We start from the raw sequence: 18893 nt of genomic DNA on the forward strand, positions 1-18893 counted from the left end.
GCCGCCTCGCCCGCCTCCACTGGAGGCGGGCGCAGCCGATAGCCAGGCCTGTGCCGAGGAGCAATCCATGTCCCTGAGCGTGTTCGACCTGTTCAAGATTGGTATCGGCCCCTCCAGCTCGCATACGGTTGGGCCGATGCGCGCGGCCGCGCGCTTCGCCGAAGGCCTGCGCCGCGACGGCCTGCTGAGCCAGACGGCGAGCGTCAAGGCCGAGCTGTATGGCTCACTCGGTGCCACTGGCAAGGGCCACGGCAGCGACAAGGCGGTGCTGCTCGGCCTTGAAGGCGCCCAGCCCGACAGCGTCGATACCGACACCATCGCCCCGCGCCTGCAGGCTATTCGCAGCAGTGGCCGGCTGTGCCTGCTCGGTGAGCAGGAAATCGCCTTCAACGAAAAGCAGCACCTGGCGATGATCCGCAAGCCGCTCGACTATCACCCCAATGGCATGATCTTTCGCGCCTTCGACCAGGCCGGTTTGCAGTTGCGCAGCCGCGAGTATTACTCGGTCGGCGGGGGCTTCGTGGTCGATGAAGAAGCGGCCGGGCACGACCGCATCGTCGAAGACCGCACGGTGCTGGCCTACCCGTTCACCACCGGCAAACAGCTGCTCGCCCATTGCAGCGCGCAGCAGCTTTCGTTCAGCCAGGTGATGCTGGCCAACGAAGCGGCCTGGCGGCCCGAACAGGACACCCGTGACGGCCTGCTGCGGATCTGGCAGGTCATGCAGGATTGCGTCACTGCCGGCTGCCAGCACGAGGGCATCCTGCCTGGTGGGCTCAAAGTCAAACGCCGCGCGCCGGCGCTGTACCGCCAGCTCAGCCAGCACCCGGAAGCCAGCCTGCGTGATGCCTTGTCGGTACTCGACTGGGTCAACCTTTACGCACTGGCGGTCAACGAAGAAAACGCCAACGGAGGGCGCGTGGTCACAGCGCCCACCAACGGCGCCGCCGGGATCATCCCGGCAGTGCTGCACTACTACATGCGCTTTGTGCCCGGTGCCAACGAGGACGGCGTGGTGCGATTCCTGCTGACCGCTGCAGCGATCGGCATTCTGTACAAGGAAAACGCCTCGATTTCCGGCGCCGAAGTCGGCTGCCAGGGCGAGGTCGGGGTGGCCTGTTCGATGGCTGCCGGGGCGCTGTGCGAGGTCATGGGCGGCACTGCCCAGCAAGTCGAGAACGCCGCCGAAATCGGCATGGAGCACAACCTCGGGCTGACCTGCGACCCGATTGGCGGGCTGGTCCAGGTGCCGTGCATCGAGCGCAACGCGATGGGTTCGGTCAAGGCAATCAATGCCGTGCGCATGGCCTTGCGCGGCGATGGCCAGCACTTCGTCTCGCTCGACAAGGTGATCCGCACCATGCGCCAGACCGGCGCCGACATGAAAAGCAAATACAAGGAGACCGCCCGCGGCGGTCTGGCCGTCAACATCATCGAATGTTGATCTGAACCACTCTCAAGGAGTCACCGATGTCCGAAGTACTGCTGCACAAGACCCCGCTGCACGCGCTGCACCTGGAACTGGGTGCTCGCATGGTGCCGTTTGCCGGTTATGACATGCCGGTGCAGTACCCGCTCGGCGTGCTCAAGGAACACCAGCACACTCGCGCCCAGGCCGGTTTGTTCGATGTCTCGCACATGGGCCAGATCCGCCTCAGCGGCAGCGCTGCGGCGCAGGCGCTGGAAACCCTGGTACCCGTCGACATCATCGACCTGCCGGTCGGCATGCAGCGCTATGCGATGTTCACCAACGACGCTGGCGGCATCCTGGATGACCTGATGGTGGCCAACCTGGGCAACGATGAGTTGTTGCTGGTGGTCAATGCTGCCTGCAAGGAGCAGGACCTAGCGCACTTGCGCCAACACCTCGAAGGCCAGTGCGAGATCCAGCCGCTGTTTACCGAACGTGCCCTGCTCGCCCTGCAAGGCCCGGCCGCGGTAACGGTGCTGGCGCGCCTGGCGCCAGAGGTGGCGAGCATGACCTTCATGCAGTTCCGTGCAGTCAAGTTGCTCGGCATGGACTGCTATGTCAGCCGCTCGGGTTACACCGGCGAAGATGGTTACGAGATTTCGGTACCGGCCGAAGGCGCAGAGCTGCTGGCCCGGCGCCTGCTGCAAGAGCCTGAAGTGCAGGCCATCGGCCTTGGCGCACGCGACTCGCTGCGTCTGGAAGCCGGCCTGTGCCTGTACGGGCATGACATGGACAGCGCGACCACTCCGATCGAGGCCAGCCTGCTCTGGGCCATCTCCAAAGTGCGCCGCGCCGACGGCGAACGTGCCGGTGGCTTCCCTGGCGCCGAGCAGATCTTCGCCCAGCAGCAACAGGGCGTGGCGCGCAAGCGAGTCGGTTTGCTGCCGCAGGAACGGACCCCGGTGCGGGAAGGTGCGGAGATCGTCGATGCATCCGGCAAGGTAGTGGGAAAGGTCTGCAGCGGCGGCTTCGGTCCGACCCTGGGAGCACCGCTTGCGATGGGTTACGTCGACCTCGCCCATACCGCACTGGACACTGCGCTGAATGCGGTAGTCCGAGGCAAGAACGTGCCGTTGAAAGTCAGCAAGATGCCTTTCGTTGCGCCACGTTACTACCGCGGCTGAGCCTGCCTGCTTATTCGATTTCGAACCTGTTCGATAACTTTTTTAAAATGGCGCCAGCCCAGGCGCCATGGTATCTGGAGCGCCATTAAACAGCGTGCTGACGACCGTCTGAATGAGTCATTTGCGGGGGCTTGTCACGGTCGCAAAAGTTGGCGTACATTCAGCCCACTGTGTTTGCATGGGTCGCAATTGATCGTGACTTGGGCCAGTAGCCGCGGTCCGCTACAACCCGTTCGACGACGCTTGGTTTCCTGCACTACAGCGTAATGTTTTGCCGACTGCCTGCAGCAGCAGTGCGCGGCTATCACCCTCTAGAAGATTCATGGGAAACAAGACAATGGCTCAGCGTCAGAACGGTACCGTCAAATGGTTCAACGATGAAAAAGGCTACGGCTTCATCACCCCGGAAAGCGGCGCGGACTTGTTCGTGCACTTTCGTGCAATCCAGGGCGACGGCTTCAAGACCCTGAAAGAAGGCCAGAAGGTCAGCTTCGTGGCAACTCAGGGTCAAAAAGGCCTGCAGGCTGATGAAGTGCAAGTAATCGCCTGACAACCGATATAAAAAAGCCCCCGCATTGACCTGCGGGGGCTTTTTTATGCCTGCAATTTCATAGAATGCGTTTTTGCCCTGACGAGTTGTCTGCATGCCCAAGCACACCCTGCACCCCCAAGGTGAATTCCCACCCGCCGGCCTCGGGCGCCGACTGGCGGCGATGTTCTATGACTTCCTGCTGTGCACCGCACTGCTGATCGTCACCGCCGGGGCGTACAAGCTGATCCAGATGTCGATCATCGGCCAGGACCGCATGCGCACCCTCACCGATGCCGGCGCGCTGGACGGCGACCCGCTGCTGTCGACGGTATTGCTGTTCGCGCTGTTCGGCTTCTTCGCCAAATTCTGGACCCACGGCGGCCAGACCCTGGGCATGCAAGTATGGGGCGTACGAGTGCAAAACCCCGACGGCAGCGCCATCAGCCTGTGGCAGGCGCTGTTGCGTTTTGTGGTGTCGATTGCGTCTTGGCTGTGCCTGGGCCTGGGCTTCGTCTGGGCACTGTTCGACAAACGCAAACGCGGCTGGCACGACATCTATTCGCAGACAGAATTGGTGCGGGTGCCGAAGAAGAAGAAGTGATTTTTGTGGGGAATTAAAGATTTTGGGGTCGCTATGCGACCCATTCGCGACACAAGGCCGCTCCTACAGGAACCGCGTTTGTCGATAACACGCGGTCTACCGTAGGAGCGGCCTTGTGTCGCGAAAGGGCTGCGCAGCAGCCCCGGCAATCACAAGCCAAACAAAAATCAGGCAACCACACCAATCCCGCTCTGCGCCAGCGCAGCGAGGCGTGCTCTTGATCTTGATCCACCGGCGACTCAGGAGGCCGAGCGCAGGTCTTGCGAAGGGAGGTGACGGCCATGGATGGCCGGCAAGCGCTGCGGGCCAGGAGGCCCGTACAGCGCGGTCCTCCCGGGAGCAAGACCGGAGCGAGGGAACCCCGCAGCGCAGCGAAGGGGCCGGATGTGGAGCCAAGCCCTTTTTTGGTTACTTTTTGGGGCGTTTGCCAAAAAAGTAACTCGCCGTAAGGGCGAAAGGGGCCCGTATAACCACCATCGGAAACGGATAAGCCCACAGCAATTGTGAACAAGCCTGAGATCGCCGGGGCCGCTGCGCGACCCTTTCGCGACGCAAGGCCGCTCCTACGGGGATCGCGCATGTCGATAGTGCAAGGAGCGAGCGGTCACCCCGCCCGACGCAGCAACCAAACCCCAGCCAACGCACAAATCCCCGCCGGCAACAGCACCGCCAACAACGGCGGGAAGCCAAACACCTGACTGGAAGGCCCCAGCAAATCCTGGGCAATCTTGAAGGTGAACCCAACCAGCACACCGGTAAACACCCGCTGCCCCAAGGTCACCGAGCGCAACGGCCCAAAGATAAACGAGATCGCCATCAACACCAGCGCCGCCGTAACCACCGGTTGCAGCACCTTGCCCCAGAACGCCAACCAGTACCGCGCATTGTTCAGCCCCTGATCAGCCAGGTAATGGATGTAATCCCACAACCCGGTAATCGACAACGACTCAGGCGCCAACACCACGGTATTGAGCAGCTCCGGCGTAACCGACACATCCCAACGCTCTTCCGGCGCCTTGATCACCTCAGTGTGATCGCCGCGGAAATGCGTGGTAGTGACGTCATTCAGCTGCCAATGATCAGTGCTGTAAGTAGCACGACGAGCAAAACTCGAGGTAATGATCTTGCGCTCGGCATCGAAGCGATAACGGGTCACACCCAGCAACAAGCCATTGGGCTGCACCGAGTTGATGTGCACGTACTCATCACCCTGCCGGTGCCACATACCGCGCTTGGAGCTCTGCGCCTCACCGCCACCCTGAGCCAGCGAACGCTCGGCCTGGCCCTTGTTTTCAGTAACCGGCGCGATGTACTCGCCGATCAACAGGCCAACCAGCATCAGGACCAGCATCGGCTTCATCACCGCCCAGACGATGCGCCCGATGGACACCCCCGCCGCACGCATGATGGTCAGCTCGCTGCTGCTGGCCAGGCTACCAAGACCGATCAGGCAGCCGATCAAGGCCGCCATCGGCAGCATCTCGTACAGCCGCCGTGGCGCGGTCAGCAACACGAAGTAACTGGCGTCGAGCACGCTGTAGGTGTCGCTCAGGTCACCCATCTCATCGATGAAGGCAAACAGCGAAGCCAGCCCGAGAATGATGCCCAGGACCGCCAGAATGGCCACCAGCACGCTCATGCCGATATAACGATCAAGCTTGGCCACGGGTCACCTCCGCGCGCCGTGCAGCCTGTTTCAGGCGCATCGGTTCCCAGTACATCAGGCCAAGGCCGATGAGCAGGAACAAGCCGTGCACCCACCACATGCCCAGGGCGATTGGCAGCTTGCCCTTCTCGAGGGCGCCGCGTACGGAAATCAGCATTGTCAGGTAAGCCATGTAGAGAAGAATCGCCGGCAACAGCTTGAGGAAGCGCCCCTGGCGTGGGTTGACCCGCGATAGCGGCACCGCCATCAAGGTCACGATGAATACCAGCAGCGGCAGCGACAAGCGCCATTGCAGCTCGGCGCGCTCCCGCAGGCCCGTCTGGCCGAACAGCTCGAAAGTCGGGATGGCCTCGCGCTCGGTGATTTCTTCGCTGACTTCAGGCTTGGGCAGCAAGACGCCATAGGTGTCGTACTTGATCACACGGTAATTGGCCTGGCCGGGGTTACCGTCGTAGCGATAGCCGTTTTCCAGCACCAGATAGCGGTTGCCGTCGGCCTGAACTTCCTGGTGGCCCTTTTCAGCCACCAGCACCGAAGGTGCGCGGTCCTTGGTCTTGTCCTGGTTGAAGCGTTTCTCGGAGATGAACACGCCATTGAGATTGACGCGGTCGTCCGACAGCTGCTCGGTGTAGGTCACCCGCGAGCCGTCACGCAAGGTCTGGAAACGCCCAGGCACCAAAGTATCGAACTCGGTCAGGGCATCCTGCTGCGAGATGATCTGCTGCACCTGCGCGACGCCCTGTGGGGCCAGGCTCAGGCTCAGCCAGGCTACCAGCAGCGCCACCAGCGCAGCCGGCGCCAGGGTCATGGCGAGCAGACGCTGCTGGCTCATGCCGGTGGCAGACAGGACGGTCATTTCGCTTTCCAGGTACAGCCGGCCATAAGCCAGCAAGATCCCCAGGAACAGCCCCAATGGCAGGATCAACTGCAGGAAACCCGGCAGCCGGAAGCCCATGATCAGGAACAGTACGCTCGGGTCAAGAACCCCCTGTGCGGCCTGCGCCAGGTATTTGATGAAACGCCCGCTCATGATGATCACCAGCAGCACAGCGCTGACGGCGCTCAAGGTCAGCAGGACCTCGCGGGACAAATAACGAAAGACGATCAAACCAGACACTCCTGGGTTGTCAGGGGCGGACGCCAAACAATGGCTTCAGACAGCCAAGACCAATGCCGGTTCGCCAGGGGCGAACCTCCATGTAAAGTGCGCGCATTATCCTGTGATTGCCCTCGCCTGTCACTTGGCCGCGCAACATGGCCAAGATCGGGGTTGTCAGCACGCTTGCGCGAGGCTCAAACTGGCAGCTTTCCTGCTGGCACGCGAGTACGCGGCCAGGCTCGCATCGAGCGTATCCAGGGCTGACCAAAGCCCATGCGCTATCTGACTGACCATTCGGGGACCCGTACATGGAACTGGTTGTAAAGAGCGTAGCTGCTGCATCGGTGAAAACCGCCACTTTGGTACTGGCCGTTGGCGAAGGCCGCAAGCTCGGTGAAATCGCCAAGGCTGTCGACGAAGCCAGCAACGGCGCCATCAGTGCCGTACTCAAGCGCGGCGACCTGGCCGGCAAGCCGGGCCAGACCCTGCTCCTGCACGGTGTAGCCGGCTTGAAGGCCGAGCGCGTGCTGCTGGTCGGCAGCGGCAAGGATGACCTTGGCGATCGCAGCTGGCGCAAACTGGTCAGCGCCGTCGCCGGTGTCCTGAAAAACCTCGGTGGCAGCGACGCGGTGCTCGCGCTGGACGATATCGCCATCACTGGTCGCGAAGGTCATTACGGCAAATACCGCCTGCTGGCTGAAAGCCTGCTCGATGGCGAATACGTGTTCGACCGTTTCAAGAGCCAGAAAGCCGAGCCGCGCGCGCTGAAGAAAATCACCCTGCTGGCCGACAAGGCGGGCCTGGCCGAAGTCGAACGCGCCGTGCAGCACGCCACCGCGATTGCCAGCGGCATGGCCTTCACCCGCGACCTCGGCAACCTGCCGCCTAACCTGTGCCACCCGGTGTTCCTGGCTGAGCAGGCCAAGGAGCTGGGCAAAGCGCACAAGGGCCTCAAGGTCGAAGTGTTCGACGAGAAAAAGATCAAAGAACTGGGCATGGGTGCCTTTTATGCGGTCGGCCAGGGCAGCGAGCAGCCGCCACGCTTGATCGTCATGCAGTACCAGGGCGGCAAAAAAAGCGAAAAGCCCTACGTGCTGGTCGGTAAAGGCATCACCTTCGACACCGGCGGCATCAGCCTCAAGCCGGGCGCCGGCATGGATGAAATGAAGTACGACATGTGCGGCGCCGCCAGCGTGTTCGGCACCCTGCGCGCCGTGCTTGAACTGAAGCTGCCGATCAACCTGGTGTGCATCCTTGCCTGTGCCGAGAACATGCCTAGCGGCAACGCTACTCGTCCGGGCGACATCGTCACCACCATGAGCGGGCAAACCGTCGAAATCCTCAACACCGACGCCGAAGGCCGTCTGGTGCTGTGTGACGCTTTGACCTACGCCGAGCGCTTCAAGCCGCAGGCGGTGATCGACATCGCCACCCTCACCGGCGCCTGCATCGTCGCCCTGGGCAGCCACACCACCGGCATGCTCGGCAACAACGACGAACTGCTCGGCCAGTTGCTCGACGCCGGCAAGCGCGCCGACGACCGCGCCTGGCAGCTGCCACTGTTCGATGAGTATCAGGAGCAGCTCGACAGCCCGTTCGCCGACATCGCCAACATCGGCGGGCCAAAGGCCGGCACTATCACTGCTGCGTGCTTCCTGTCGCGCTTTGCCAAGGCCTACAACTGGGCCCACCTGGACATCGCCGGCACCGCCTGGATCAGCGGCGGCAAGGACAAGGGCGCCACTGGCCGCCCAGTGCCGATGCTGACCCAGTATCTGCTCGACCGCGCCAACGCCTGACCGGGCACGGCGGCAGCCCTCAGGGGCTGCCGCCAACGGACTGACTCATGAGCCAAGTAGACTTCTATGTGCTGCCCACCGACGCCCTCGACGCGCGGTTGGATTTTGCCTGCAAACTGTGCGAGAAAGCCTGGCGGCTGGGCCATCAGGTGTACCTGCATTGCGAGGATGCCGACCAGCGCGCTCAGCTCGATCAACGCCTGTGGCAGTTCAAGGGCGAAGCCTTTGTGCCCCACGATCTGGCCGAGGTCGATGCCAACGCCGTGGTGGTACTGGGCCTGGGCAACGATGTCGGCAGCCATGCCGACCTGCTGATCAACCTTGGCGGCGAAGTGCCAGGCTTCGTCGGCAACTTCCAGCGTGTAGCGGAAATCGTCGTCGAGGCGCCAGCGATTCGCGAGGCGGCTCGAGAACGGTTCCGTTTCTACCGGGAACAGGGCTATGCTCTGCACAATCACCGCCTACAGCGACTTTAACGACGATGGACAAGCCCTCTTCTCTGCCTACCTCTGCCCACCTGCTCGATGATCTCGAGTCGATTCGGGTGCTGCTGGGCGACGACAACCTGCAACCGCCGCTGCTGACCGATACCGTCGAGCAAATCCCGCTGGTGCTCGACGAGCCGCAAGGCAACCGTGCGCCGGCGCCCGTGGCCGAAATCGAAGCCGAGGATGACGACGCTGCCCAGGCGCGCCGCCAGGACACCCTGCTGCGGCTGGACGCCGAGCTGCGCGCTGCCGCGCAGTTGATCATGCAGGACGTCATCAACGACTACACCCCGCACATCGAGACCGAAATCAAACGCCGCCTCGATGCCCGCATGGAGCGCCTGCTCAAGCGCCCCGAATAACCGCACAGCCCGCAGTGCCGCGTAGCGGCGGCTGGCGAATTCTGCACGCAGCGCTCGCCGCGATCGACTCAGGCGCCTGTCGCGTGCACCCAGCCGCTCCGTTATACTGCTCGGCTTTCCCGAATTAATGCCTAAGGGTCCCGCCGCGCATGGATAAGACCTACCAGCCGCACGCCATTGAAACTTCCTGGTACAACACCTGGGAGTCCGAGAACTACTTCGCCCCACAAGGTGCAGGCGAGTCCTACACCATCATGATCCCGCCGCCAAACGTGACCGGCAGCCTGCACATGGGCCATGGTTTCAACAACGCGATCATGGATGCCCTGATCCGCTTCCGCCGCATGCAGGGTCGCGACACCCTGTGGCAGCCGGGCACCGACCACGCCGGTATCGCCACGCAGATGCTGGTAGAGCGTCAGCTCGAGGCCAAAGGCCAGAGCCGCCATGATCTGGGCCGCGAACAGTTCCTCGACAAGGTCTGGGAATGGAAGGAACAGTCCGGCGGCAACATCAGCCGGCAGATCCGCCGTCTGGGCTCGTCGGTCGACTGGAGCCGCGAGCGCTTCACCATGGATGACGGCTTGTCCGATGCGGTCAAGGAAGCCTTCGTGCGCCTGCATGAAGACGGCCTGATCTACCGCGGCAAGCGCCTGGTCAACTGGGACACCAAGCTGCACACGGCGATCTCCGACCTTGAAGTGGAAAACCATGACGAGAAAGGCCACCTGTGGAACTTGCGCTACCCGCTGGCCGATGGCGCCACCACCGCTGATGGCAAGGATTACCTGGTAGTCGCCACCACCCGTCCGGAAACCCTGCTGGGTGACGCGGCGGTTGCGGTCAACCCGAATGACGAGCGCTATCAGGCGCTGATCGGCAAGTTCGTCAAACTGCCGCTGGTCGGGCGTCTCATCCCGATCATCGCCGACGACTACTGCGATCCCGAGTTCGGCACCGGCTGCGTGAAGATCACCCCGGCTCACGACTTCAACGACTATGAAGTCGGCAAGCGCCACAACCTGCCGCTGCTGAACATCTTCGACAAGAACGCGCTGGTGCTGGCCAATGCCCAGGCGTTCAACCTCGACGGCAGCCTCAACGAGCAGCTCGACACCAGCCTGCCCGCGCAGTACGCCGGCCTCGACCGCTTTGTCGCACGCAAGCAGATCGTTGCCGACCTGGATGCCCAGGGCTTGCTGGTCAGCGTCGATGACCACGCCCTGAAGGTGCCCAAGGGCGACCGCTCCGGGACCATCATCGAGCCGTGGCTGACCGACCAGTGGTACGTGTCGACCAAGCCTCTGGCCGAGCCTGCGATTGCTGCCGTTGAAGACGGCCGTATCCAGTTCGTGCCCAAGCAATACGAGAACATGTACTTCTCGTGGATGCGCGACATCCAGGACTGGTGCATCAGCCGTCAGCTGTGGTGGGGCCACCGCATCCCGGCCTGGTACGACGAGGCCGGCCAGGTCTACGTTGGCCGCAACGAAGCCGAAGTCCGCGCCAAGCATCAGCTGGGCAGCGACGTGGTGCTGCGTCAGGACGACGACGTGCTGGACACCTGGTTCAGCTCGGGCCTGTGGACCTTCTCCACCCTCGGCTGGCCAGAGCAAACCGAGTTCCTGAAGAAATTCCACTCCACCGACGTGCTGGTCACCGGTTTCGACATCATCTTCTTCTGGGTTGCCCGGATGATCATGCTGACCATGCACCTGGTGAAGAACGAGGACGGTACTCCGCAGGTTCCGTTCAAGACCGTCTATGTGCACGGCCTGGTGCGTGATGGCCAGGGCCAGAAGATGTCCAAGTCCAAGGGCAACGTGCTTGACCCGCTGGACATCGTCGACGGCATTACCCTCGATGCCCTGCTGGAAAAACGCACCAGCGGCATGATGCAGCCAAAACTGGCCGAGAAGATCGCCAAGCAGACCAAAGCCGAGTTCCCGGAAGGCATCGCCAGCTACGGCACCGATGCCCTGCGCTTCACCTTCTGCTCGCTGGCGTCGACCGGTCGCGACATCAAGTTCGACATGGGCCGCGTCGAAGGCTATCGCAATTTCTGCAACAAGATCTGGAACGCCGCGCGCTACGTGCTCGACAAGGGCGAAGACTGCGGCCAGAACGGCGAAGCCTACGAGCTGTCGCTGGCTGATCGCTGGATCATCTCGCAGCTGCAGCGCACCGAAGCCGAAGTGACCCGTCAGCTCGAGCAGTTCCGCTTCGACCTGGCCAGCCAGGCACTCTACGAGTTCATCTGGAACCAGTATTGCGACTGGTACCTGGAGCTGTCCAAGCCGGTCCTGTGGGACGAAAACGCCCCGGTCGAGCGCGCCCGCGGCACGCGTCGCACGCTGGTGCGGGTACTTGAAGTGGCACTGCGCCTGGCGCATCCGTTCATGCCCTTCATCACCGAAGAGATCTGGCAGCGCATCGCGCCGCTGGCCGGCGTCAGCGGCAAGACGATCATGCTGCAACCGTGGCCGGTGGCCAACGAGAGCCGCATCGATACCGTTGCCGAAGGCGATATCGAATGGCTGCAACAGCTGATGAACGGCCTGCGCAATATCCGCGCCGAGATGAACATCGGCCCGGGCAAACCGCTGCCGCTGTTCCTCAAGAACGCCGGTGCCGAAGACCAGCGCCGCCTGCAGGAAAACGAACCGCTGCTGAAGAAGCTGGCCAAGGTCGAGTCGTTCACCGTGCTCGGTGAAGCCGACGAAGCGCCGCTGTCGGCGACTGCACTGGTCGGTGATCTGCAGGTGCTGGTGCCGATGGCTGGTTTGATCGACAAGGATGCCGAGCTGGCGCGCCTGAACAAGGAAATCCAGCGCTTGCAGGGTGAGGTTCAGCGCGTTGGCGGCAAGCTGTCGAATGCTGCCTTTGTCGACAAGGCACCGCCTGCGGTGATCGACAAGGAACGCGCCAAGCTGGCCGAAGCTGAACAGGCATTGGCCAACTTTACCGAGCAGCATGCGCGGATTGCAGCGCTGTAACTCGACATTGCTGACCTGAGCGGCGAGGGCTTTGCCCTCGTTTCGCGACACAAGGCCGCTCCTACAACGACCGCGTTCACCCAGGCTGACGCGGTGTCTGTAGGAGCGGCCTTGTGTCGCGAAAGGGCTGCAGAGCAGCCCCAAGCCTTGCAACACCGGATCCGACCATGACCGAAAAACCCACCTTGCACCCGAGAAACCGCCACCAGGGCCGCTACGACTTCCCCGCCCTGATCAAGGCCCACCCTGATCTCGGCCGTTTCACCATCACCAACCCCTACGGCAACCCCAGCATCGACTTCGCCAACCCCGAAGCCGTGCGCGTGTTCAACCGCGCCTTGCTCAAGGCTCAGTACGGTATCCAGCACTGGGATATTCCGGCCGACTACCTATGCCCACCGATCCCTGGCCGCGCCGACTACCTGCACGTGCTCGCCGATCTGCTGGCTGCCGACAACGGCGGTGAAATCCCCCGCGGCCCTCAGGTGCGCGCGCTAGACATCGGCGTCGGGGCCAACTGCATCTACCCCCTGCTCGGCCACAGCGACTACCGCTGGAGCTTCCTCGGCTCGGATATCGACCCGGTGGCGCTGGCGTCGGCCAAGGCCATCGTGCAGGCCAACGGCCTGAACAAGGCCATTGCCCTGCGCCAGCAAGGCAACAGCAAGCACATCCTCAACGGCCTGCTGCAGGCGGACGAGCGCTTCGACCTGACGTTGAGCAACCCGCCATTCCACAGCTCACGCGACGAGGCTACCCGTGGCAGCCAGCGCAAGTGGAAAAACCTCGGCAAGCAAGACCCCAAGCGCAAACTACCGGTGTTGAACTTCGGCGGGCAAAACAATGAGCTGTGGTGTGAAGGCGGCGAGATCCGCTTCGTCAGCCAGCTGATCAGCGAGAGCGTCGCCTGTGCGCCGCAGGTGCTGTGGTTCACCAGCCTGGTGTCCAAGGCGAGCAACTTGCCGGTGATCGAAGCCGCACTGAAGAAGGCTGGCGCCGCAGCAGTACAGACGCTGGCGATGGGCCAAGGGCAGAAACAGAGCCGCGTTGTTGCCTGGAGCTTCCACGAGGCAGCTGCGCGCAAAGCCTGGCATGCACAGCGTCAGGGCAAATCGCAGGCGTAAAAAAACCGCGCCCGGCAAGCCGGGCGCGGTTTATCGAAGCGTCGACAATTACTTGTTGACGGCGTCGGTCAGCACTTTTGCAGGTACGAACTTGACGACTTTCTTGGCAGCGATTTCGATGGCAGCGCCAGTCGAAGGGTTGCGGCCGGTACGGGCAGGACGCTCCGAGACTTTCAGTTTGCCGATGCCTGGCAGAGTGATTTCGGCGCCGTTTTCCAGTTGGTCGGCAACGATCTGGCCAAGTTGCTCCAGGGCGTTACGAGCGGTGGTTTTTGGCGCGTCGATTGCTTCGGCGATGTCGGCAATCAGTTGGTCTTTGGTCAATGCCATGGTGGTGTTCCTTCCCTAAAAAATTCAGAGGTTATGCAGCGTGCTACGTCGGTATCGGGCCAGCCCGGAAATTCCGGCGGGCCGCGCCAATTGCGTATGTAGATACACAAATCGGCGTTTGGTTCGACATAACGCAAGTGATCTGCCAGCAATGCGCCATTGATGCAGCGCAAGACCGCGAAAAGTACCACAGGACTGGATAAATATCCGCTGCCGAGGCCGATTTAATGCAGGTAATTCGGGGCTTTTCACATAAATCGGCAAAAATTGAGCAAAAAACCAGCAACCGCTATTTGCGTCAACTTCTGGCCACTGCATCACTGGTGGTCTGGGTTAAACTTAGCCACTTTGCCCAGCGCCCCGCGAGTACTCGCAAACCGCGCTCCAGCTATTGCCGAGATTTTCCATGCCTATCCGTCATTGCATCGTCCACCTGATCGACAAGAAGCCCGATGGCAGCCCCGCCGTGCTCCACGCACGGGATAACGAGCTGGCCGCATCGGATGCCATCGAAAACCTCTTGGCCGACCTCAACGACAACTACAACGCCAAACAGGGCAAGGCTTGGGGTTTCTTTCATGGTGAGTCCGGTGCCTACCCGTTCAGTGGCTGGCTCAAGCAGTACCTGAACGACGAGCAAGGCTTCACCGCCTTCAGTCGCACCGCCGTCGAGCATCTGCAAAAGCTGATGGAGGAGTCCAACCTGTCCACCGGCGGCCATGTGCTGTTCGCCCATTACCAGCAAGGCATGACCGAGTACCTGGCGATTGCCCTGCTGCACCACAGCGACGGCGTGGCCGTGAACGCCGAACTCGACGTAACGCCTTCGCGCCACCTGGACCTGGGGCAGTTGCACCTGGCTGCACGGATCAACCTGTCGGAGTGGAAGAACAACCTCAACTCCAAACAGTACATCTCGTTCATCAAGGGCAAGAACGGCAAGAAGGTCTCGGAGTATTTCCGCGATTTCATCGGCTGCCAGGAAGGCGTCGACGGCCCCGGCGAAACACGCACCCTGCTCAAGGCCTTCAGTGATTTCGTCGAGAGCGAAGACTTGCCGGAAGAGTCCGCGCGCGCGAAGACCCAGACGCTTGTCGACTACGCCACCAGCCAGACCAAGATGGGCGAGCCGGTCGGCCTTGAAGAGCTGTCCAGCCTGATCGACGAAGAGCGGCCCAAGGCGTTCTACGATCACATCCGCAACAAGGACTACGGCCTCTCGCCAGAGATCCCGGCGGATAAACGCACACTGAACCAGTTCCGCCGCTTCACCGGCCGTGCCGAAGGCTTGTCGATCAGCTTCGAGGCGCACTTGCTTGGGTCAAAAGTGGAGTATGACGAAGAAGCCGGCACCTTGATCATCAAAGGCCTGCCAACCCAGCTGATCGATCAGCTCAAGCGTCGGGCTGAGTAAAACCAGACCAGGAAGCGACCAAGGCTTCCTTGGCCGACTTGCGCAGCTTCTTCACCAGCCGCTCCTGGCGCAACGCCTCGGAGCGGTCTGGCCAGGCTTCGACGTAAACCAGCGCCTGCGCCGGGCTGGTCTTGAAATAGCGCGCACCACGCCCCTGCTGGTGCACGGTGAAGCGGCGCTGCGGATCATCACTGATACCGCAGTACAACGAGCCATTCAGCGCGCGCACCAGGTACACATACCAGGGTTTTTCCGCCCGAGGCGGAACTTGTTCACTCACGACTTTGCTCCTGCCCGGCATTAGCTTGATGAGCCCCACACCCACAGGGCTTCATCATGTCCAAGAAAATCTTCGCCGCAGCGCTACTCGGCGCCTTCGGCCTGAGCGCCAAGCTAGCTCACGCTGATATCGGCCAGCACACCGCACAACGCCTGCAGGACAACTACGACAATATCGTCACTGACTGCGGTGGCAGCGCCGTGCCTGCGCACGCCTGCTCCGGCGTACTGCTGCGCTCGACCCGGCCTTCGCCGGATTATCACACGTGGGATCATAGCCAGAACAGCAAGGCCAAGGGAGGCGTTTCGTTCTCGTACCTGCGCGCCGACATTCCGACCTCAAGCCTCGCCGAAGATGCCCGCAGCGGGCTGATCCTGTTCCCATTGATGCATCGCCCGGGCCTGTCACTGCGCTACCAGGTGCTCTGCGCCTGGCCAACCGATGGCGATTCCTGGGAGCGTAACGAGCAAGGTTGCGGCGATAACGCGCAGACTGCGCAGGCCGAGATGGCCTGCCACAAACACGGCATCCTCACCGCCGCCGACTGGATCGAGAACTATCGCGGCAACAATGACTACAAACGTCAGTGCGCCTTCGATGTGCGCGACCAGCGCATTCCCGAGCGCGCCGATGCCTTTTACCAGGCCATCGTCACCCAGCGCGACTACGCCGCGGAGCTGCCGTTTCCGTGGAACGAGGTGATCGTCGCAGCATGGGATGAGGCAGAGTCGCACCGACTGCCGATCAAGGCCTTCTTCTACATCGACGGCAAGTACAACGCCCTGCAGCAGGCGCAAGAAGACCAGAGCGACTGGCAGCGCACCAATGGCTCGGTGATCCCAATCATTCGCCTGAACCTCGCCAGCGCTGCCACGGCTCGATTCAGCTACCACCCGGAGGAACAGGCAGTAGGTGCAGACTGAACCCGCTCAACGAGCTCCGGTAAACGCCTGCAAGCTCTTGCGCGCCTGCTGACGCACCTTGTTCTGCAGCAGCGGCGTCCAACCCAGCAGCACGCCAGGCATGCCCAATGCCTGGCGCGACCAGCGCCACAGGTCGAAGTTGTCATGGTGCTCGGTGATCAGACCGTCTTCGATCACGAACCGTGCGCGGATTTCGTTGACCACGGTACGCCCGGTCTGGCTGAACAGGTAGGTGGCCACCCAGTGCGCGCTGGCTCCGCCTGGCTCGGCACGCACTTGATCGAAGGTCAGGCTGAAGTCTTGCGCGCGAGATGTGAGCATGCGCCACATGGCGCCCGCCTCCTGACCGCGCAAGGTACCGAAGACCGGGTCAGTGAAGACGATGTCCGCGCTGTAACAGGCGATCATGGCCTCGGCATCCAGGCGCTGGAACGCCTGGTAGAAACGGGTAATCAGGGCTTGCGAGGTATCGCTCATGCGTGGCATCCATGGTCTGGGTCAACAGCGGCACGATAAAGCCAGACGCCAAGGATTGCCACGCTCATTTGCCAGGTGAATGGCAGGCCCTGCTCAGCCTTGGATTCGCTCGCAGGTCACCTGCACATGCAGCGCCCGGCCGGCCTTGAGGCCAAACAGAATGGCGCCGCCACCGATCACGACAAAGATCCAGCCCAACGCAGCCCAGCCACCGGTCAGGTCATGTACCACGCCAACGGCAAAGGGTCCCATTGACGCCAGGGTGTAACCGACGCCTTGAGCCATGCTCGACAGGTTGGCGGCCACGTGGGCGTCTTTGGAGCGCAGCACGATCAGGGTCAGCGCCAGGGCGAAAGTGCCGCCCTGCCCCAGCCCGAGCAACACCGCCCAGCCCCACAGGCCGCCCAACGGCGCGTACAAGCAGCCAAACAAACCCGCCAGTGTTACCAGCATGACCAGCACAATCGCCAGCCGCTGATCCTTGCCGCGGGTCGCCAGCCACGGCGCACTCAGCGCGCTGATCAGTTGCACGATGACCGAACCGGACAACACCAGCCCTGCTTCGGTGGGGCTCAGGCCACGGCCGATCAGAATCGACGGCAGCCAGCCAAACACGATATACGCCAGCGATGACTGCAAGCCCATGTACAGCGTCACTTGCCACGCCAGCGGGTCACGCCACAGGCCACGCACGCGATAAGCGACCTTGTGCCCGGCATGGCGCTGCTTCGCCTGCGGCAACCACACCAGCATCGCCAGTAGCGCCGGCAGCATCCAGAAGCCCAGGCCGAGCGACCAGCTGTCGCCCATGGCGTGGCTCAGCGGCACGGTGGCGCCAGCGGCCAGCGCTGCCCCCAAGCACAGAGCCATGGTATAGACACCGGTCAAAGTCCCGGCATGCTTGGGAAAGTCGCGTTTGACGATGCCGGGCAAGAGCACGCCAATGACGCCGATGCTAGCCCCGGCCAGCAGGCTGCCGAGAAACACCCCGGTCGCGCCGAACGTACTGCGCAGGACAATCCCCAGGGCCAACGTGAACAGAATGCCCAATACCACCCGCTCACTGCCGAAGCGGCGTGCCAGCAACGGCGCCAATGGCGCAAACAAACCCAGGCACAGCACCGGTAAAGTCGTCAGCAGGCCCGACTGCGCAGCACTCAGGCCCAGGCTTTCGGCAACCTGGCCGAGCACCGGCGCCATGCTCGACAAGGCCGGGCGCAGGTTCAGCGCGACCAGCACCAACCCCAACAGCAACAGCCAGGGCCGGTGAATGGCTGGCGGCTGCTGTTGCACCTGCTCGTCATCGGCCTCGGCATCGATCAGCAGTTCATCCAGTTCGGTCTCGCGCACAGGCGCAGAGCGGGTCAGTTGGTCAGCCATGATGGTCTCGCAGTCAGGATTCGATAAGGGCCCGGCACAGACGCTTGGCCCGTTCCGGATCGCGTTGTTCAACCGCATCGAGAATCTCTCCGTGCAGATCGAACACCGCCTGGCAGCGCGGCAGCGCGCTCATGTTGCGTTCCAGGGCAGCGGCCACCACACCGGAGAAGTATCGGTACAGCTCGCTCAAGGCAGGATTGTGCGCGGCATCGACCAGGCGCTGGTGGAACAGCAGATCGCAGTGCACATAGGTATCGAGGTCGGCGTGGTAGTGCTCGGCGCTGCCGGCAAGGGCTGCGCGCAGCTCCAGCAGGTCCTGCTCGGTGCGCCGCAGGGCTGCCAGACCAATCGCTTCAGCCTCGAGAATGTGGCGGGTCTCACGCGCCTGTTCGGGCGTGCAGCGGGCCATGGCCTGCATCGCGTGGAGCGGATCCTGCGCGGTACGCAGGTAGCTGCCATCACCCTGGCGGACTTCGACCAGGCCGCTGAAAGCAAGCACGCGCATGGCCTCGCGCACGGTATTGCGACTGATGCCTAGTTCTGCGGCCAGCTCTGGCTCGGTCGGCAGGCGCTCACCTACTGTCCAACTGCCCTCGACGATACGCCGGCGCAATTGCTCGACTGCCAGTTCTACCAGCGAACGCTTGATCAGTTCATTTCCCATGTCGCCGCCAACTCAACCAATCATCCTACGAATTATCGGATTGTAACTTAAAGCTGGCCTGCCGCCACCTGGCATTTTTGTCAGTTGCGGCTGCGGTGCGGCTTTGGGAGGCTGTAGCGCTTTTTACAGGGCTGAACGTGAATGCGTAACCACATAGCCATGG

Annotated in this window: 18 protein-coding genes; 11 read left to right on the forward strand and 7 right to left on the reverse strand. The window is 62.4% G+C overall.

The window, feature by feature from the left end; all coding sequences use genetic code 11:
• The first annotated feature begins 67 nt into the window (after positions 1–67).
• The 4 genes from ACQZ2L_RS18730 to ACQZ2L_RS18745 all read left to right on the forward strand — a co-directional run bounded on the left by ACQZ2L_RS18730 (position 68) and on the right by ACQZ2L_RS18745 (position 3728).
• Entirely contained in the window at positions 68–1444 is a 1377-nt protein-coding gene (locus ACQZ2L_RS18730) for an L-serine ammonia-lyase (protein ID WP_430327335.1), read from the forward strand.
• 26 nt (positions 1445–1470) lie between these two features.
• Positions 1471–2595: a glycine cleavage system aminomethyltransferase GcvT gene (gene gcvT / locus ACQZ2L_RS18735; RefSeq protein ID WP_430327336.1), complete on the forward strand. Its 1125-nt coding sequence runs from the start codon at positions 1471–1473 to the stop codon at positions 2593–2595.
• Between the two features lie 337 nt (positions 2596–2932).
• The gene (locus ACQZ2L_RS18740; protein ID WP_101316916.1) at positions 2933–3145 is read left to right on the forward strand and encodes a cold-shock protein; all 213 of its coding nucleotides are present in this window, start codon (positions 2933–2935) and stop codon (positions 3143–3145) included.
• A 94-nt stretch (positions 3146–3239) separates the two neighbouring features.
• Complete coding sequence (locus tag ACQZ2L_RS18745) at positions 3240–3728, forward strand: RDD family protein (RefSeq protein WP_430327337.1); 489 nt, start codon at positions 3240–3242, stop codon at positions 3726–3728.
• A gap of 604 nt (positions 3729–4332) precedes the next feature.
• On the opposite strand, the gene lptG is transcribed toward ACQZ2L_RS18745, so the two are convergent.
• Together lptG and lptF are read right to left on the reverse strand one after the other, a co-directional pair.
• The gene (gene lptG, locus ACQZ2L_RS18750; RefSeq protein WP_101316912.1) at positions 4333–5394 is read right to left on the reverse strand and encodes an LPS export ABC transporter permease LptG; all 1062 of its coding nucleotides are present in this window, start codon (positions 5392–5394) and stop codon (positions 4333–4335) included.
• The gene (gene lptF / locus ACQZ2L_RS18755; protein WP_430327338.1) at positions 5381–6502 is read right to left on the reverse strand and encodes an LPS export ABC transporter permease LptF; all 1122 of its coding nucleotides are present in this window, start codon (positions 6500–6502) and stop codon (positions 5381–5383) included. Before lptF ends, lptG begins: the two co-directional genes overlap by 14 nt.
• A gap of 299 nt (positions 6503–6801) precedes the next feature.
• On the opposite strand from lptF, the gene ACQZ2L_RS18760 reads away from it, so the two are divergent.
• The 5 genes from ACQZ2L_RS18760 to rlmF all read left to right on the forward strand — a co-directional run bounded on the left by ACQZ2L_RS18760 (position 6802) and on the right by rlmF (position 13262).
• On the forward strand, positions 6802–8292 hold the full coding sequence (locus ACQZ2L_RS18760) for a leucyl aminopeptidase (protein ID WP_430327339.1): 1491 nt from the start codon (positions 6802–6804) through the stop codon (positions 8290–8292).
• A 47-nt stretch (positions 8293–8339) separates the two neighbouring features.
• Entirely contained in the window at positions 8340–8768 is a 429-nt protein-coding gene (locus ACQZ2L_RS18765) for a DNA polymerase III subunit chi (protein WP_430327340.1), read from the forward strand.
• A gap of 5 nt (positions 8769–8773) precedes the next feature.
• Positions 8774–9142, forward strand: coding sequence for a DNA polymerase III subunit chi (locus ACQZ2L_RS18770; RefSeq protein ID WP_430327341.1), 369 nt, complete (start codon positions 8774–8776; stop codon positions 9140–9142).
• Positions 9143–9291: 149 nt separating this feature from the next.
• The gene (locus ACQZ2L_RS18775; protein ID WP_430327342.1) at positions 9292–12138 is read left to right on the forward strand and encodes a valine--tRNA ligase; all 2847 of its coding nucleotides are present in this window, start codon (positions 9292–9294) and stop codon (positions 12136–12138) included.
• 167 nt (positions 12139–12305) lie between these two features.
• Positions 12306–13262 carry a 23S rRNA (adenine(1618)-N(6))-methyltransferase RlmF gene (rlmF, locus tag ACQZ2L_RS18780; RefSeq protein ID WP_430327343.1) on the forward strand — a complete coding sequence of 319 codons (957 nt, stop codon included), beginning with the start codon at positions 12306–12308 and terminating at the stop codon, positions 13260–13262.
• A gap of 48 nt (positions 13263–13310) precedes the next feature.
• On the opposite strand, the gene ACQZ2L_RS18785 is transcribed toward rlmF, so the two are convergent.
• A complete protein-coding gene (locus tag ACQZ2L_RS18785; protein WP_029613585.1) occupies positions 13311–13592 on the reverse strand; it encodes an HU family DNA-binding protein in 282 nt (93 codons plus the stop codon).
• A gap of 406 nt (positions 13593–13998) precedes the next feature.
• On the opposite strand from ACQZ2L_RS18785, the gene yejK reads away from it, so the two are divergent.
• Positions 13999–15006, forward strand: a complete 1008-nt coding sequence (gene yejK, locus ACQZ2L_RS18790; protein WP_430327344.1) for a nucleoid-associated protein YejK — start codon at positions 13999–14001, stop codon at positions 15004–15006.
• On the opposite strand, the gene ACQZ2L_RS18795 is transcribed toward yejK, so the two are convergent.
• Positions 14987–15286, reverse strand: a complete 300-nt coding sequence (locus ACQZ2L_RS18795) for a GIY-YIG nuclease family protein (RefSeq protein WP_430327345.1) — start codon at positions 15284–15286, stop codon at positions 14987–14989. The genes yejK and ACQZ2L_RS18795 overlap by 20 nt on opposite strands.
• Before the next feature lie 56 nt (positions 15287–15342).
• On the opposite strand from ACQZ2L_RS18795, the gene ACQZ2L_RS18800 reads away from it, so the two are divergent.
• Positions 15343–16209: a hypothetical protein gene (locus tag ACQZ2L_RS18800; RefSeq protein ID WP_430327346.1), complete on the forward strand. Its 867-nt coding sequence runs from the start codon at positions 15343–15345 to the stop codon at positions 16207–16209.
• A 6-nt stretch (positions 16210–16215) separates the two neighbouring features.
• Here ACQZ2L_RS18800 and ACQZ2L_RS18805 read toward each other — a convergent pair whose 3' ends face one another.
• From ACQZ2L_RS18805 to ACQZ2L_RS18815, 3 genes are all read right to left on the reverse strand, one after another.
• Positions 16216–16686 carry a nuclear transport factor 2 family protein gene (locus ACQZ2L_RS18805; RefSeq protein ID WP_430327347.1) on the reverse strand — a complete coding sequence of 157 codons (471 nt, stop codon included), beginning with the start codon at positions 16684–16686 and terminating at the stop codon, positions 16216–16218.
• A gap of 93 nt (positions 16687–16779) precedes the next feature.
• Entirely contained in the window at positions 16780–18066 is a 1287-nt protein-coding gene (locus ACQZ2L_RS18810; protein WP_430327348.1) for a CynX/NimT family MFS transporter, read from the reverse strand.
• A gap of 13 nt (positions 18067–18079) precedes the next feature.
• The gene (locus ACQZ2L_RS18815; protein ID WP_430327349.1) at positions 18080–18730 is read right to left on the reverse strand and encodes a FadR/GntR family transcriptional regulator; all 651 of its coding nucleotides are present in this window, start codon (positions 18728–18730) and stop codon (positions 18080–18082) included.
• Between the last annotated feature and the right edge of the window lie 163 nt (positions 18731–18893).

Origin of the sequence: Pseudomonas shirazensis (genome assembly GCF_050496565.1) — a bacterium.
Taxonomy (GTDB): domain Bacteria; phylum Pseudomonadota; class Gammaproteobacteria; order Pseudomonadales; family Pseudomonadaceae; genus Aquipseudomonas; species Aquipseudomonas shirazensis_A.